13 protein-coding genes are annotated in these 15,541 nt (G+C 74.2%); 7 read left to right on the top strand and 6 right to left on the bottom strand.

Features of this window, described 5'->3' with window-relative positions; genetic code table 11:
- Positions 1-19 precede the first annotated feature (19 nt).
- Positions 20-1,513: an amidase gene (locus EKG83_RS10885; RefSeq protein WP_153278006.1), complete on the bottom strand. Its 1,494-nt coding sequence runs from the start codon at positions 1,511-1,513 to the stop codon at positions 20-22.
- A 32-nt stretch (positions 1,514-1,545) separates the two neighbouring features.
- A complete protein-coding gene (locus EKG83_RS46800) occupies positions 1,546-1,716 on the bottom strand; it encodes a hypothetical protein (protein WP_170191987.1) in 171 nt (56 codons plus the stop codon).
- A 17-nt stretch (positions 1,717-1,733) separates the two neighbouring features.
- Here EKG83_RS46800 and EKG83_RS10880 point away from each other — a divergent pair, with 17 nt between their 5' ends.
- From EKG83_RS10880 to EKG83_RS10865, 4 genes are all read left to right on the top strand, one after another.
- Positions 1,734-2,372, top strand: a complete 639-nt coding sequence (locus EKG83_RS10880) for a hypothetical protein (protein WP_033435830.1) — start codon at positions 1,734-1,736, stop codon at positions 2,370-2,372.
- Between the two features lie 111 nt (positions 2,373-2,483).
- The gene (locus EKG83_RS10875) at positions 2,484-3,317 is read left to right on the top strand and encodes a TIGR02452 family protein (RefSeq protein ID WP_051767059.1); all 834 of its coding nucleotides are present in this window, start codon (positions 2,484-2,486) and stop codon (positions 3,315-3,317) included.
- On the top strand, positions 3,314-4,261 hold the full coding sequence (locus tag EKG83_RS10870; RefSeq protein WP_153278005.1) for a hypothetical protein: 948 nt from the start codon (positions 3,314-3,316) through the stop codon (positions 4,259-4,261). Before EKG83_RS10875 ends, EKG83_RS10870 begins: the two co-directional genes overlap by 4 nt.
- 153 nt (positions 4,262-4,414) lie before the next feature.
- On the top strand, positions 4,415-5,086 hold the full coding sequence (locus EKG83_RS10865) for a MerR family transcriptional regulator (RefSeq protein ID WP_211269332.1): 672 nt from the start codon (positions 4,415-4,417) through the stop codon (positions 5,084-5,086).
- On the opposite strand, the gene EKG83_RS10860 is transcribed toward EKG83_RS10865, so the two are convergent.
- The 4 genes from EKG83_RS10860 to EKG83_RS10845 form a co-directional block, all read right to left on the bottom strand.
- Positions 5,076-5,726 carry a response regulator gene (locus tag EKG83_RS10860; RefSeq protein ID WP_033435828.1) on the bottom strand — a complete coding sequence of 217 codons (651 nt, stop codon included), beginning with the start codon at positions 5,724-5,726 and terminating at the stop codon, positions 5,076-5,078. The genes EKG83_RS10865 and EKG83_RS10860 overlap by 11 nt on opposite strands.
- On the bottom strand, positions 5,723-6,823 hold the full coding sequence (locus tag EKG83_RS10855) for a sensor histidine kinase (protein ID WP_051767058.1): 1,101 nt from the start codon (positions 6,821-6,823) through the stop codon (positions 5,723-5,725). Before EKG83_RS10855 ends, EKG83_RS10860 begins: the two co-directional genes overlap by 4 nt.
- A gap of 36 nt (positions 6,824-6,859) precedes the next feature.
- Positions 6,860-8,281 carry a serine hydrolase domain-containing protein gene (locus tag EKG83_RS10850; protein ID WP_033435827.1) on the bottom strand — a complete coding sequence of 474 codons (1,422 nt, stop codon included), beginning with the start codon at positions 8,279-8,281 and terminating at the stop codon, positions 6,860-6,862.
- A gap of 655 nt (positions 8,282-8,936) precedes the next feature.
- Positions 8,937-11,942 (bottom strand): GH92 family glycosyl hydrolase, encoded by a 3,006-nt coding sequence (locus EKG83_RS10845; RefSeq protein ID WP_084717199.1) that lies wholly within the window; start codon positions 11,940-11,942, stop codon positions 8,937-8,939.
- Positions 11,943-12,156: 214 nt separating this feature from the next.
- On the opposite strand from EKG83_RS10845, the gene EKG83_RS10840 reads away from it, so the two are divergent.
- The 3 genes from EKG83_RS10840 to EKG83_RS10830 all read left to right on the top strand — a co-directional run bounded on the left by EKG83_RS10840 (position 12,157) and on the right by EKG83_RS10830 (position 15,516).
- Positions 12,157-13,479: a glycoside hydrolase family 6 protein gene (locus tag EKG83_RS10840; RefSeq protein ID WP_282916602.1), complete on the top strand. Its 1,323-nt coding sequence runs from the start codon at positions 12,157-12,159 to the stop codon at positions 13,477-13,479.
- Between the two features lie 53 nt (positions 13,480-13,532).
- Positions 13,533-14,021, top strand: a complete 489-nt coding sequence (locus tag EKG83_RS10835) for a MarR family winged helix-turn-helix transcriptional regulator (protein ID WP_033435826.1) — start codon at positions 13,533-13,535, stop codon at positions 14,019-14,021.
- 139 nt (positions 14,022-14,160) lie between these two features.
- Complete coding sequence (locus EKG83_RS10830) at positions 14,161-15,516, top strand: MFS transporter (RefSeq protein ID WP_153278888.1); 1,356 nt, start codon at positions 14,161-14,163, stop codon at positions 15,514-15,516.
- The last annotated feature ends 25 nt before the right edge of the window (positions 15,517-15,541 follow it).

Raw genomic sequence — 15,541 nt, 5'->3', positions numbered from 1 at the left:
AACTAACTCTCTGTGATCATCACGACACGGTGGGCAGGTAGGCGGGTGCGCGGCGCACCGGTGCCGCCCGCTCGAAGGCGGCGGCGAACCGCAGGACCCGCGCGTCCGCGCCGTGGCCGGCCATGAACGACACGCCGATCGGGAGCGGGCCGGCGAAGCCCGCCGGGACGGTGGCGTTCGGGTAGCCCGAGACCGCCGCGGGGGTGGAGGAACCCAGCACGTAGGCGTCGCCGTTGGCGTAGTCGGTGCGCCAGGCGGGGCTGTTGGTGGGCGCCATGACCACGTCCAGCCGGTGGGCGGCCAGGACCTCGTCGATCGAGCGGCGGGCCAGGTCGGTGGCGGTGCGGCGCTGCTCGCGGTAGGTCGGGTCGGTGATCGGCGGTGCCTTCTCCGCCTCGTGGAACAGCTCCTGGCCGAACCTGCTCAGCTCGACCGGGTCGGCCTCGTTGAAGGCGATCAGCTCGGTGAGGGTCCGCGGCACGCCGGGCCGGGACTTGAGGTACGCCTCCAGGTCGTGCTTGAACTCGGTGATCAGGGCGGGGAACTCGACCGCGTCGATCTCGTCCTGGTAGGGCAGCTCGACCTCGACCACGGTGGCGCCGTTGCGCCGCAGCACGTCCACCGCCGACTGCACGACCCGGTCCACCTCGGCGTCGCGCCCGGCCTTGCGCCACACGCCGACCCGCGCGCCGCGCAGCGCGTCGGGGGTGAGCGCGCGGGCGTAGTCGGCACCGCGCCCCTCCAGGGCGGACATCAGGATCGCCGCGTCGACGACATGCCGCGCCATCGGGCCCGCGGTGTCCTGCTGCGCGGAGATCGGCACGATGCCGTCACCGCTGACCCGGCCCAGGGTCGGCTTGAGGCCCACCACGCCGTTCTGGCCGGACGGGCACACGATCGAGCCGTCGGTCTCGGTGCCGACCGCGACCTGCGCCAACGACGCCGCCACCGCCGCACCGGAGCCGGACGACGACCCGCACGGGTTGCGATCCAACACGTACGGGTTGTTGGTCTGCCCGCCGACGCCCGACCAGCCCGAGGTGGAGCGCGTGGAGCGGAAGTTCGCCCACTCCGACAGGTTGGTCTTGCCCAGCACGACCGCGCCGGCCTCGCGCAGGCGCCTGACCAGCTCCGCGTCGTCACGCGGCGGCACCCGCAACGCCCGCGACCCCGCCGTGCCGCCCGAGCGCGTGTCGATGTTGTCCTTGAGCAGCACCGGGATGCCGTCCATCAACCCCCGCGCCTGACCGCGGGCCCGCCGCCGGTCGCTCTCCGCCGCCTGCCGCAACGCCTCCGGATCCACCGCCAGCACCGACCGCACCCTCCGGTCCACGGTGTCGATGCGCCGCAGGTAGGCGCGCGTCAGCTCGACCGAGGTCAACGAACCCGCGTCCATCCGCCGCGCCAACTGCGGGATCGTGGCCGCGTCCAGGTCCAGGGCCGGGCGGGAGTCGGCGTGGGCGGGCGGCGCGACGAGGAGCGCGCACAGCAGCGCCGCGAACAGGGATCGCATGCGGTCCAGCCCAGACCCGCCGCCCGTCCGGGTCAACCCCCCGATGGTCGTCCGTTGGAGGTTTCCGCGAGCCGCGCGTGCAGGCGGGCCCGGACCTCGTCGGGCGTGTAGGCGCGGCGCTTGCGCTCCGCGCGGGCGATCACCGCGCCGGTCGCCGCGACACCCGCGACACCGGCCAGGCCGAGCAGCTTCCACCACCGCATCCGCCTAGGCTACCGGCGTGGCTGGAACGAAGATCGGTCTGGACGAGGCGGTCGAGCTCACCCGCACCGGCGACGTGTGGCTGTTCCGGGGCAGCTCGGCGGCCGACCGCGCCATCCGGGTGACCACGAACAGCCCGGTCAACCACGTGGGCATGACCGTCGCCGTCGAGGACCTGCCGCCGCTGATGTGGCACGCCGAACTGGGCCGCTCGCTGCCCGACGTGTGGACCGGCACCCACCACCGCGGGGTGCAGCTGCACGACCTGCGGGAGGCGGTGCTGGTGTGGGCGCGCAAGTACGGGCAGCGGGCCTGGCTGCGCCAGTTGGACCGGGCCACGACCCGCGAGCAGGACGACGCCGTGCTCAAGACGGTGGCCCGGCTCAACGGCACCCCCTTCCCCTCCACGGCGCGGCTGGCCACGCGGTGGTTGCGCGGGCGGCTGCCGAACCTGCGGCGCACCGCGGACTCGACGCTGGAGACCGCCTACTGCGCCGAGGTGGTGGCCGTGACGTACGAGGCGATGGGGTTGCTGCCGGGCGGGCGGCGGGCGAACTGGTACGACCCGGGGCGGTTCTGGAGCGGTGACGAGCTGGACCTGCTGGGCGGGGCTCGGCTGGGCGAGGAGATCGCGGTGGAGATCCCGGTCGAGGGGTGATCGGGCGGGGCAGGGCGCGGGGTGGCGCGGTTGAGCCGGCCGGTCCGAACAGGTCGGCCCGGTGGGAAACCCGGTTGCCCGGCCGGCGGCCCGGCACCCACGATGGCCGTCGTGAGCAGTCGGTTGCGGGCGCTCGCCCGGGAAGCGGTGGAGATCGCCGAGCGCGGTTCCTACCGCGTCGGCGGGGTCGAGGTGGACGTGCGGGCGGCCGTGGGTCGCGCCGTCGCCGGTACCCGCCTGCACGAGCCGGACGACCCGCTGGGGGTGCCGGAGTTCCGCGGTGCGGCCGCGGTGGAGGTGACCGGCGAGTCGACCCTGGCCGCCGCGCGTCGGCTGGGGGACGCGGCCTGCCTGGTGTTCGCCTCGGCGCGCAACCCGGGCGGCGGTTTCCTCAACGGGGCGCAGGCGCAGGAGGAGAGCCTCGCGCGCAGCTCGGCGCTGTACCCGTGCCTGCTGGCGGCAGGCGGTTTCTACACGCACCACCGCGCGCACGCCGAGCTGACCTACAGCGACCGGGTGATCCACTCCCCCGGCGTGCCGGTGTTCCGCGACGACGACGGGGCGCTGCTGCCCGAGCCGCACCCGGTCTCGTTCCTCACCGCCGCCGCGCCGAACCGCGCCGCGATCGCCCGCACCCAGCCCCACCTGCTGCCCGAGGTCCCGGCCGTGCTGGAGCGGCGCGCCGCCCGCGTGCTCCGGGTGGCCGCCGCCCACGGGCACCGGCGGCTGGTGCTCGGCGCGTGGGGCTGCGGCGTGTTCGGCAACGACCCGGTGGCCGTGGCCGGGGCGTTCCGGGCGGCGCTGCGGGAGAACCCGTTCTTCGAGCACGTGACGTTCGCCGTGCTGGAGCGGCGGCGCGGTGCGCCGACGTTCGAGGCGTTCACCGGGGTGTTCGGCCGAAACGGGGGTGCGGTTCCGACCGCCGCCCTAACATCCGACCGGTGAGCCGACCGGTGGGCAGGCGTTGGGGCGTGGCGTTGGTGGCGGTCCTCCTGGCGGGGTGCGCGGCGGAGGCCGACGTGCCCCAGGCACCGCCGGCGACCGGGCTGCTCGGCGCGCTGGCGGGCGTGCGGGCCACCGACGGGTCCGCCACGCAGGTCGAGTACGGGGAGGTGGCGGCGCTGCGCGCGCTCGCCGAGCGGGACGGGCGGTTCCTCGGCCTGGTCGGCTACGGGTACTCGCGGGTGGCGGCGCAGCACCGCGTGCTGGCCGACGTGGTCGGCTTCGACCCGGGGCTGGCGACGACGGCGGTGCAGGTGGGCCGGGACTCCTGGGCGGCCGTGCTGCGGATGGACGTCGACGTGGCCGCGGTCGACGCGAAGCTCACCGCCCTGGGCGGCCGGCGCGACGGCGGCACCTGGACCACCGCCGGCGACGACGAGATCTCCCCGGACGGGCCGCTGGCGCGGCAGGGCGTCGTGACCGGGTTCCAGCGGGTTCGCGTGCAGGCGGGGTCGGTGGCCCACGCCACCGGCGCGGAGGCGTTGCGGTGGGTCACCGAGCCCGGTGGCCGGACCCTGGCCGACGACCCGATGGTCGGTGAGCTGGCGCGGTGCCTGGGCGAGGTGTCGGCGGCGCTGGTCAGCAGGCCGAAGACCGGGCTGCCGATGGCGGCGGGCGTGCGCACGACGGCCGCGGGCGAGGCCACCGAGGTGGTGTGCGTGCCCGACGAGAACCCCAAGGCCCTCGCCGGGCGGGTGCGGGACAACCTGGAGACCGGTCAGGGCGCCCGCGAGCCGTGGTCGGCGGTGCTGCCCGGTGCGCGGGTCGAGCAGCCCGCCGACCAGACCGGCGTGGTGCGGGTCCTGGTGCCGGCCGTGCCCGGTGCGCAGGTCGGTCGGGTGTTCACGGTGTGGCACAGCGGTGATCTGCCCGCGCTGTTCGGCTGAGGAGCCCGGGGCGGCTCCGGGTGAGCTGCCCGCCTCGTTCCCCGGCGCGGCTTCGACGAGGTCGTTGCAGTGCTAGCTTGAGGCTTGCGCCGGACCGGCCTGCGACACCGCCCGGCAACCCCCACGTCGACCGCGGAGGCAGCGCTGCGACCGGTGGACCTGGCCCGCGCGGCGGGCATCTCGCCCCAGCAGGTGCGCAACCACCTCGACGCGGGCGTGCTGCCCCCGGCCGAGCGCTCCCCCGCGGGCTACCGGGTGTTCGGTGAACGGCACCGCGAGGCGCTGCTGACCTACCGCCTGCTCGGCCGCGGCTACGGGTGGGCCGTGGCCCGGACGATCATGCGCGCCGTGCACGCCGGTGACTCGCTGACGGCGCTGGCGGCGGTCGACGAGGCGCACGCGGCCGCGCACGCCCAGCGCGAAGCCCTCAAGGCCACCGCCGAGGCGTTGGAGGCGGTGGCCGGGCGGCCGCCGGACACCGTGCCGCGCGCCGGGCTGCACGTCGGTGACCTGGCCGCGAAGCTGGGTGTGCGGCCGTCGGCGTTGCGCGTGTGGGAGGCGGCGGGCCTGCTCGCCCCGGCCCGCACCACCGACGGGTACCGCGTCTACGGACCGGCGGACGTGCGCGACGCCCGGCTGGTGGCGATGCTGCGCCAGGCGCGCTACCCGTTGCCGCGCATCAAGCCGATCATGGACGAGTTCCGCGCGGCGGGCGGCACCGAGGCCCTGCGGGCCGCCATCACCGACCGCGAGGCGCACCTGGCGGCCCGCGCGCTGGTCATGCTCGAAGCGGCGGGCGCGCTGCACCGCTACCTCAGCGCGTGAGACCGGCATCGTGGGCGAGGATCGCCGCCTGCGTCCGGTTCTCCACGTCCAACGCCTGGAGGATCGCGCTCACGTGCGCCTTCACCGTGCCCTCCGACAGGGTCAGCCGTCGGGCGATGGACTGGTTGGACAAGCCCTCGCCGAGCAGCGCCAGCACGTCCCGCTCCCGGGCGGTCAACGCGGTGACACGCGCCCGGGCACCCTCGTGGCGCGACAGCCCACCGCCGCGCAGCTCGGCCACGAGCCGTTGGGCGATCCGCGGCGACAGGTAGGCGGCACCGTCCGCGAGCGCCCGCACGCCGATGATCAGCTCACGCGGGTCGGCGGCCTTGAGCAGGAACCCGTTCGCGCCGCCGCCCAGCGCCCGGGCCACGAACTCGTCCTCGTCGAACGTCGTCAACACCGCCACCGCCGCGTCCGGCACGGCCCTGCGCAGCTCGGGCAGGGCGGTCAGGCCGTCCAGTCGCGGCATCCGGACGTCCAGCAGCACGACGTCCGGGCGGTGGCGGCGGGCGAGGTCGATCGCCTCGTGCCCGTCGCCCGCCTCGGCGACCACCTCGATGCCGGGGTCGGTGTCCAGGATGGCGCGCACGCCGGCCCGGACCACCGCCTCGTCGTCGGCCAGCAGGACCCGGATCACCGGTCACGCTCCACGGGGTCGATCGGCAGGTGGGCGGTCACGGTGAACCGCTCGGCGGTCGGGCCGGACCGCAGCGTGCCACCCAGCAGCCGGACCCGTTCGGCCAAGCCCGCCAGCCCGCTGCCACCCCTGTTGCCGCTGTCGCGGCGGTCTTCCTCGGCCGATGATGTCTCATCCGGTGCGGTCACCGCGGTGGTGGTGGCGGCGGTGGTCGTGGTGCTTGCGCTCCTGGCGGTGCCCGCGGTGCTCTGGGTGCCCGCGGTCGCCAGGCCGGTCCCCGGTCCGACGAGCGGGTTGGTCACGGTCACCACCAACTCGGTCCTGGCCCGCTCGACCCGCACCTCCACCGGTGCGCCGGGCGCGTGCCGGGCCGCGTTGGTCAGTGCTTCCCGGACGACCCGGTGCACCGCCCGGTCCACGAGCGCGGGCAACCGCCCCGGCGACCCGCTCAGGGTGACCCGGAGGCCGGCGCGGCGGGCGCGGGCCACCAGTTCGCCCACCTCCTCGTCGGGTGGTTCGAGCGGCGGCGCGCCCTCGCGCAGCACGCCGATCGCGTGGCGGAGCCGGTCGGTGGCCGCGACGGCCGACGCGCGCAGCTCGGCCGCCGCCGCTCGGCCGCGTTCGGTGTCGGCGGTCAGTTCCAGCGCGCCGGCGCGCAGGGCGATCAGCGCCAGCTCGTGACCGACCGAGTCGTGCACGTCGGCGGCGATCCGGCCGCGTTCCCGCAGCCTGGCGCGCTCGGCGACCCACTCGCGCTCCCGCTCCAGCTGGGTGATCCGCTGCCGCCCCACCTCGATGAGCTGGGCCTGCTGCAACCGGAACTGACCGGCCAGCCGGGGCAGCGCGACGAACAGCCCCAGGGAACCCAGCACGCCGACGCCTTCCGACGGGCGCACCGCCGTGACCACCAGTCCCACCGCGCCGCCGACCACGAGCACCACCCAGCCGCGCGGTACCGGCAGGTGCCGTCCGTGCAGGTAGGCGAGGATCGCGAGCACCACGAACAGCAGTTGCCGCCACAGCGGCACCGAGTCCAGCCCCAGACCGTTGAGCACACCCGCCACCGCGAGCACCGCCAGCGCCACGCCGTTGACCACCCGATCCCCCTCCCCGACCTGCCGCCAGGCAGTCTCTCAGGCCGCCGTCCGCGCCGAGCGCAGCCGCACGGCACGGGCCACCACCACCGTCGCACCGGCCGCCGCCGCGACGACCACCGCGACCGTCAGGGGCAGCGGGAAGTAGGTCAGCTGCGCCCAGGTGACCGCCCGACCGCCCATCAGCACGGACAGCAGGTCGGGGTAGCCGACGAGCACGGCCACCGGCAGCAGCGCGGGTGCGCACCGCAGCGCCGCACGCCACGTGGGCGTGCCCGCCCGGCGTCGCGCCCACGTCCCGGCACGTCGCACGCCCAGCACCCCGAGCCCCAGCGCCACCAGCGCGAGCAGGCCCAGCACCAGCTCGAACAGCTGCCGCCCGCCACCGACCTCGCCGGGTGCCCGCCCCCGGCTGATGGCCAGCAGCCCTTGGAGGACGGCGTACGTGTCGTCCTGCAGCGCGGCGCTGTTGGCCAGCACGGCGAACCCGTAGCCGGTGGCCGGGTCGATCGCCTGCGCCGCCGTGTAGGTGAACAGGTTGCCGGAGTGCACGAGCACGTCCAGGTCCTCGTCCGGCGCCCAGCCCATGGCGTAGTCGGCCACGTCGGACGAGGCGTGCATCGTGCGCAGCCCGTCCGGCGACACCAGCGGCACGCCGTTGCCGGTCTGGGAGATCAGCCACCTGCCCATGTCGGCGGCGGTGGTGATCACCCCGCCCGCGCCGCTGGAGCCGCGGAGCCCCCGCAGCTCGGCGCGCGGCAGCCACGCCCCGAACAGCGAGATGTAGCCGTCCGCCGGCCGCACCTCGGCCTCGGTGACCCCGCTGCTCCCCATGCCGAGCGGACCGAACACCGCCGACCGCAGGTAGTCGGCGAAGCCCTGACCGCTCGCCACCTCCACCAGCCGGGCCGCGACCTCGTAGTTGGCGTTGCAGTACCGGTACCGCGTGCCGGGGTCGTCGGCCAGCGCCTGGTCGGCGAGCCCGGCGACGTACCCGGCGAGCGACCCGGAACCGGCCAGGTCCTCGACATCGATCGTGGTGTCGGAGAACCCGGAGGTCTGGTTGAGCAGGTGGCGCACGGTCACCCGCTCGTACCGCGGGTCGGCCATGGTGAAGCCGGGTAGCTGCCGCGCCACCGGTTCGTCCAGCGCGACTCGGCCGTCCTCGACGAGCGTCATCACCGCGAGGGCGGTGAACGACTTGCTCAGCGACGCGACGCGCATCGGGGTGTCGGCGGTGACCGGGTTGCCGTCCGAGTCGTGCCCGTAGCCGGCGGCGTGGACGATCCGGTCGCCTTGCGTCACCACCGCCGCCAGGCCGGGTAGGCCGGTGTCGTGCAGGGCGTCGGTGAGGTAGGTGTCGAAGGCGGCTGGGTCGACGGCCGGTTCGGCGTGGGCGGCGGGCAGCGGGGCCAGGGTCGCCATCAGGCCCGCGACCAGGGCCACAAGTGTCGTTCTCACGAGGGAAAACCTAAGGATCAGCTCCTTTCTGCCACATCCGACGACTTGCCGGAGCACCCCTGACGAAAGTTAGGGGTGCGTGTGCGGAGGGTGAGGTGGGTGTGTCGCGGTCGGGATGTGTATGCCGAGGTCGGGTTGGGTGTGCCGAGGTCGGGCTGGGTCCGCCGAAGTCGGGAGGTGCGTGCCGGAGTCGGGAGGTGCGTGCCGAGGTCGGGCTGGGCTGCTGAAGTCGGGAGGTGCGTGTGTCGCAGGCGGGAGGTGCGCCGAAGCCGGACTGCGCATTCCGCCCGAACGACAGCTCCGGTCCGTGACCGGAGCCTGGCGGCACCCGCCGTTCGAACTCCTCCACCAGCCGTCCGTGGGCGGCCCACCACCCGCAGTCCGCGTTGGGGTCGGGACGGAGAACACGAGCGTCCAGCAGTCGGGTGTCCACTCGGCCAAGTGCTCGTCGAACGTGGTGGAGAACGGCACCTCCTGGTCGTAGTTGGCGGCTGTGTTGGTGACACCGCCGGTACACCGCTCCGCGATGACCGATTTTCGGTTCAGGGCAGGGAGATCAGCGCAGGGCGGTGCTCGGGTGTTGAACTAGTTCGGCGGGCGCACGCCGGGCGAGTTCGACGGCGAGGTCGGTCGGCTCGGCGCGCACCCGGTCGGCTCAGCGTGAGCCCACCTCCTGGGGTGCACCCGTGCTGAGCGCGAACACCTTCACGTTGGCGTTCGCGGACAGCACCAAGGAGGTGGCCTCGCGCGTCGGGTCGAGCGGCACGCTCAACCGCCAGATCCGCACCGTGCGCCCGTCGGCCGTCCCGTCCGTGCGGTAGCGGGTCGTCGCGGTCACGGCGGTGCGTTCGCCGAAGCGCGCCGCCGGTGCCGCCCAGTCGGTGAGGGACAGCTCGGTCGCCGTGGTGGTGCCGTCCGCGTACTCGGTGGTGGCGGTGACGCGTTGGTCGCCGTTGACGGCGGTGGCCAGGACCTCCAGGGTGGCGTGGCGGCCCGGGGTGAGGTGCAGGCGCTGGCCGCGCGCCGTGAGGAAGTTGCGGGCCGTGCCGCTGGTGTCGGGCGCGGTGAAGGTGGCGTCGCCCACCTGGCGCGTGCCCGGTGCGGGCAGCTGCTCGGCGGGGAAGCTCCAGCCCTTCCCGTCGAGGTCGCCCTGCTGCTTGGCGTCTGCCGCCGCTGCTCCGTCCACATCGTACTGACCTCCCAGGTCCTGTGCGCACCACGGCCCGGAGGCCGTGCACGCGGTGGGGAGGTTCGGCACCGGCCCTGTTGCCGGCAGCACGTGGTCGACGGGCAGATCCCTTGTGCCCCAGGTGGTGTTCGGGGTGGCTCTCACGTCCACGACCAGCTCGCCACCGCGTGCCACGAACCTCTCCGGCAACCATGGCGCGGTGTGCTCCCGACCGTCAAGCTCGACGGCTTGGAGGTACACGTTCGTGTCGGATGCGTTGGGGGCCTTGATGGTCAGCGGCGGCGCACCGGTGCGGTTGACCCGCGCGTAGGGGAAAACCGGGCTGGACAAGAGGAGTTCGGCGCGGCCGGGCGTCTGCGGGTAGATGCCCAGCGCCGCGAACACGTACCACGCCGACATGGTGCCCAGGTCGTCGTTGCCGGGCAGCCCGGCGGGCCCGGTCCGGTACACCAGCGAGGCCATCACCCGCACGGTCTGCTGCGTCTTCCACGGCTGCCCCAGGGCGTTGTACAGCCACGGGGTGTGAATGCCCGGCTCGTTGGTCGGGTCGTAGCGCAGCCCGTCGCCGCCGGTCGCCCACGAGCCGTCGGGCTTGCGGAAGAAGGCGTCCAGCCGCCGGGCCGCCTGGTCCCGCCCGCCCATCGCGGCGGCGAGGCCGGACACGTCGTGCGGGACCATCCAGGTGTAGGTGGCGCTGGTGCCCTGCGCGAAACCCAGGTCGGACGACGGGCTGAACGGCCAGGTCCAGGTGCCGTCGGAGTTGCGCGCCTGCTGGTACCCGGTGTCGCCGGCGGAGGGGTTGAACGTGTTGCGCCACCAGCTCGCGCGCGGCAGCAGGGCGTCGCGCACGTCGGTCCGCCCGAGCCGCGCGGCCCAGTCGGCCAGGGCGGCGTCCGCGACCGCGTCCTCCAGCGTCTCGGCCGCGCCGCCCCAGCAGTGGCAGGTGTCCTGCGGCGCGTAGCCGAGGCGCAGGTACTCGGCCAGGTTCGGGCGCTGGCCCTCGCACTGGCCCGGGCACCCCTTGTCGGACAGGCCGTCCGGGTGCGGCGTGGTGGCCTGGCGCACCAGGGAGTCGAACGCCGCGCGCACGTCGAAGTCCCGCGCGCCCATGGCGTGCATACCTGCCAGCGCGGGTGCCGACGGGTCTCCGGTCATCACGTGCGTGGGCCCGTTGACGTGCACCCAGCGGTCCCACACGCCGCCGTTCTGGCGGGCCAGGTTGAGCAGCGACTGGGCGTAGTCGGAGGCGACCCGGGGTTCGAGCAGGGCGAGCAGCTGGGTGTGGGCGCGGTACTGGTCCCAGCCGGAGAAGTTGCCGTACTGGGCGCGTTGGCCGCGTTCCAGGCGGTGCACCTCCCGATCGCCGCCGAGGTAGGTGCCGTCCACGTCGCTGGTCACGTTCGGTTGCAGGAAGGCGTGGTAGAGCGCGGTGTAGAAGACCGTGCGCCGCTCGTCGGTGCCGCCGGCGACCTCCACGGACCGCAGTTGGCGGGCCCACTCGCGGCGGGCGTCGGCGGCCACCGAGTCGACCGCCTCGCGCGGGCCGATCTCGCGGTCGAGGTTGCGCCGGGCGGCTTCCGCGCTGGTGTAGGAGATGCCGACGCGGACCCGGACGTCGGTGTCGGTCGAGGTGTCGAAGGTGACGTAGCCGCCGGAGCCGCGCCCCTGGCGCGCCGCGCCGGTCTCGTAGCCCTCGCCGCCGGACGCGGTGGTCGTGCCGGGGCGCAGCTCGCCGTCGACCCAGGTGCCGGTGCCCGCGAAGGCGCGGTCGAAGGAGGCGGTGAAGTGCAGCCGGTAGTAGGACTTCTTGTTGTTGGCGCCGCCGTTGGCGCGCCGCCCGCAGAACGCGCCGGTGAGCACGGAGCCGGACACGGTCCGCCGGTCCGGGTCGATGGTGACCGACGCGTCCTCGCTGCCGTTGAGCGAGTTGGAGACGCGGAACAGCAGGGCGGCGGGCCGGTCGGCGGGGAAGGTGAAGTCGCCGATGCCGGCCCGGGTGGTGACGCTCAGGTCCGCCGAGGCGCCCGAGGACAGGCCGACCCGGTAGCGGCCGGGCGTGGCGGACTCGTCCTCGTGCCGGAAGTCGGCGGCGTAGACCTCGTCGCGCACGTCGGCGGTGGGCGAGCTCGCGACCTCGCCGACGAACGGCATGATCGGCACGTCGCCGGCCGCGCCGGGGTGGCAGCCCGCGCCGTTGACGTGGGTGAGGCTGAACCCGCGCACGCGCGTGGCGTCGTAGGAGTAGCCGTTGGCGGCGCCGGTGTTGGTCTGGTCGCCCCGGGTGCTGGTGGGGCTCCACGAGATCATGCCGAACGGCCGCACCGCGCCGGGGTGGGTGTTGCCGCCGCCGGCCGAGCCGATCAGGGGGTCGACGTAGGCCGTGGCGTCGCGCACCGGCCCCCGCTCGGCCGTCGCGGGCACCGCCGTGCCGATGAGGAGGACGGCCGCCAGTCCCGCTGTGATTCCCCGCATGGCCAGAGGTCTTACCCAACGGCGGGGACCCGTCGGAAGGCTCGGCGGCGATCTTGTCCGGTTGTCGTGGCCGTTCGCCGGACAGTTCGCGGGCACGTCATCCGCCGGTCATCCGAACGTGGGAAATCCGTTCGGCGCTGATGCGCGATCAGGCGTAGCTGTAACGTGAAAGTACCGCCACCCGCACAACGTCGTGATGGGGGTCAGCACCGTGATGAGGTCTTTCGGACGCCACCTGCTCCGCTCCGCGCTGGTCACGGCCGTGCTCGCGTTCGGGCTGGTCGACACCGCGGGCGCCACCGGCCGGGTCGACAACCCGTACGCCGGGGCCCGGGTCTACGTCAACCCCGAGTGGTCGGCCCTGGCCGCCGCCGAACCGGGTGGCGCCGCCGTGGCGGACCGGCCGACCGGGGTGTGGTTGGACAGCATCGCGGCCGTGCGCGGCGAGTCCGGCCGGATGGGGTTGCGCGACCACCTGGACGAGGCGCTGCGCCAGGGCGCCGACCTGGTCCAGCTGGTGCTCTACGACCTGCCGGGCCGCGACTGCGGTCGGTTGGCGAGCAACGGCGAGCTGGGCACCGAGGACCTGCCGGCCTACCGGGCGCAGTTCGTCGACCCGATCGCCGAGACCCTGCGCGACCCGGCGTACGCGGGGCTGCGGGTCGTGGCGGTGGTCGAGCCGCACTCCCTGCCGTACCTGGTCACGCACACGGCGTGGCGGCCCGACTGGACGCAGCGGTGCGAGGCGGTCAAGGCCAACGGGGCGTACGTGAACGGCGTCGGGTACGCGCTGGCGGCGCTGGGCGCGATCCCCAACGTGTACAACTACGTCGACGTCAGCCACCACGGGGTGCTGGGCTGGTCGGACAACCGGAAGCCGTTCCTGGAGGTCCTGGCGCGGGCGGTGAACGCGGCCGGCAGCACCCCGGCGAACGTGCACGGGGTCATCGCCAACACGGCGAACTACTCGGTGCTGCGCGAGGAGTACATCACCAAGTCCGTCGTCGGCGGCCAGCCCATCCTGCAGACCAGGTGGGTGGACTGGAACCCGTTCATCGACGAGCTGTCCTACGCGTCGACCCTGCGGCGGGAGCTGGTGGCCAACGGCTTCGACGCCGGGATCGGGGTGCTGGTGGACACCTCGCGCAACGGCTGGGGCGGGCCGAAGCGTCCGACGCGGTCGAGCACGTCGACCAACGTCAACACGTACGTGGACGAGAGCCGGCTGGACCGCCGGCTGCTGGTCTCCAACTGGTGCAACCAGGTCGGCGCGGGGCTGGGCGAGCGCCCGGTCGCGTCGCCGGCGCCCGGGGTGGACGCGTACGTGTGGATGAAGCCGCCGGGGCTGTCCGACGGGGCGAGCGTGCCGCTGCCCTACCCCGGCGAGAACCACGACCGGATGTGCGACCCGGACTACACCGGCCGGCCCGACGCCACGCCCGACCCGAGCGGGGCGTGGCCGAACACGCCGCCGGCCGGAACGTGGCACTCCGCCGGGTTCCAGGAGCTGCTGCGCAACGCGCACCCGCCCCTGTAACACCGTTTTTCAACAGATCATCCCGAACGGGACGAGGGGGTTACGCTGGGGTCATGTCTGCCATGGCCCCGGCCCGCACCGAGTCCGACCTGTCGTTCCTGCTCGACCGCACCAGCCACGTCCTGCGCACCCGGATGGCGGCGGCGCTGGCCGAGATCGGCCTGACCGCGCGCATGCACTGCGTGCTCGTGCACGCCATGGAGGAGGAGCGCACGCAGATCCAGCTCGCCGAGCTCGGCGACATGGACAAGACGACCATGGTCGTCACGGTCGACGCGCTGGAGGAGGCCGGCCTGGCCGAGCGGCGCCCGTCGGGCACCGACCGCCGGGCGCGGGTCATCGCGGTCACCGAGAAGGGCGCCGAGGTCGCCCGGCAGAGCCAGCGGATCGTCGACGGGGTGCACCGGGCGGCGCTGGACAGCCTGCCCGCCGACGAGCGCGAGGTGCTGCTGCGGGCGATGAACCGCCTGGTCACCGGCCACCTGTCCACGCCGGTCGCGGCGCCGTCGAACGCCCGGAGGGCCCGCGAGAGCACGAGGTAGCTCCGAAGAAGATTGTCTGTAACGAAACTATCTGCTAGCGTCTCTCCTGTCGCACCACGAACAGGAGAGCACCGTGACCACCACCCTCGACGCACCCCGGACCGGCCGCTGGTCGGCGCTGGCCGTGCTGTCCGCGGCGATGCTGATGACGATCCTCGACGGCAGCATCGTCACCGTCGCCATGCCCGCCATCCGGCAGGACCTGGGCTTCTCCCCCGCCGGCCTGAGCTGGGCGGTCAACGCCTACCTGATCCCGTTCGGCGGGCTGCTCCTGCTGGCCGGGCGGCTCGGCGACCTGCTCGGCCGCCGGTCGCTGTTCCTGGCCGGGAACGCGGTGTTCACCGCCGCCTCGCTGCTCGCGGGCCTGGCCACCACCCCGGGGGTGCTGATCGCCGCCCGGTTCCTCCAGGGCGTGGGCAGCGCGCTGGCCTCCGCGGTGGTGCTGGGCATCCTGGTGACCCTGTTCACCGACCCCGCCGAGCGCGCCAGGGCGATCGGCGTGTTCAGCTTCACCGGCGCCGTCGGCGCGTCGCTGGGCCAGGTGCTGGGCGGCGTGCTCACCGACGCGCTGAGCTGGAACTGGATCTTCTTCGTCAACCTGCCCATCGGCCTGGCCACGATCGCCCTGGCGGTCCGGGTGCTGCCCGCCGACCGCGGCCCCGGCCTGCGCGCGGGTGCCGACGTGATCGGCGCGGTGCTGGTCACCGCCGGTCTGGTGCTGGGCATCTACACCGTGGTCAAGGTCGAGGAGCACGGGTGGCTCGCCGCGCACACCCTGGGGCTGGGCGCCGTCTCGCTCGCGCTGCTGGCCGCGTTCGTGGTCCGGCAGGCCACCGCGGCGACCCCGCTGATGCCGCTGCGGATCCTGCGCTCCCGCAACGTCGTGGGCGCGAACCTGGTGCAGGTGCTGGCGCTGTCGGCGATGTTCGCCTTCCAGGTCGTCGTCGCGCTCTACATGCAGCAGGTGCTGCACTACGGCGCGTTGGCCACCGGCCTGGCGATGCTGCCCGCCGCGGTCTCCATCGGCGTCGTGTCGCTGTTCGTGTCGGCCCGCCTGAGCCGTCGCTTCGGGGCACGCACCGTGCTGGTGGCCGGGCTGGTGCTGCTGGTGGGCGCGATGCTCAAGCTCCGGACCGTGCCGGTGGACGCGGACTACGTGACCGACCTGCTGCCGGTGATGCTGCTGGTCGCGGGCGGCGGCCTGGTCCTGCCCGCGCTGACCTCGCTCGGCATGTCCGACGCCGCGCCGGACGACGCGGGACTGGTGTCGGGGCTGTTCAACACCACGCAGCAGGTCGGCATGGCGGCGGGCGTCGCGGTGCTGTCCACGCTGGCCGCGGCGCGCACCGGGGAGGCCCTGGCCGGGGGCGCCGACGGACCCGCCGCCCTCACCGCCGGCTACCACGCGGCGTTCACCACGTCGGCGGGCCTGCTGGTGGCCGGGCTGCTGGTGGCGGTGCTGGTGCCGCGCCGTGTGAGCAGCGGCACGAGTTGATCACGCCCGCGACCGAATAAGATAG

The sequence above is a fragment of the Saccharothrix syringae genome (assembly GCF_009498035.1).
Classification (GTDB): Bacteria; Actinomycetota; Actinomycetes; order Mycobacteriales; family Pseudonocardiaceae; genus Actinosynnema; species Actinosynnema syringae.
The sequence above is the reverse complement of the archived record's forward strand: the minus strand, read 5'-3'. Positions and strand labels throughout refer to the sequence as shown.

Excerpts from the sequence above, each read along its gene's own strand:
- EKG83_RS10835 (WP_033435826.1), top strand. The coding sequence starts at position 13,533 with ATGTCTGCCATGGCCCCGGCCCGCACCGAGTCCGACCTGTCGTTCCTG.
- EKG83_RS10830 (WP_153278888.1), top strand. The coding sequence starts at position 14,161 with ATGCTGATGACGATCCTCGACGGCAGCATCGTCACCGTCGCCATGCCC.
- EKG83_RS10845 (WP_084717199.1), bottom strand. The coding sequence starts at position 11,942 with ATGCGGGGAATCACAGCGGGACTGGCGGCCGTCCTCCTCATCGGCACG.
- EKG83_RS10885 (WP_153278006.1), bottom strand. The coding sequence starts at position 1,513 with ATGCGATCCCTGTTCGCGGCGCTGCTGTGCGCGCTCCTCGTCGCGCCG.
- EKG83_RS46800 (WP_170191987.1), bottom strand. The coding sequence starts at position 1,716 with ATGCGGTGGTGGAAGCTGCTCGGCCTGGCCGGTGTCGCGGGTGTCGCG.
- EKG83_RS10840 (WP_282916602.1), top strand. The coding sequence starts at position 12,157 with ATGAGGTCTTTCGGACGCCACCTGCTCCGCTCCGCGCTGGTCACGGCC.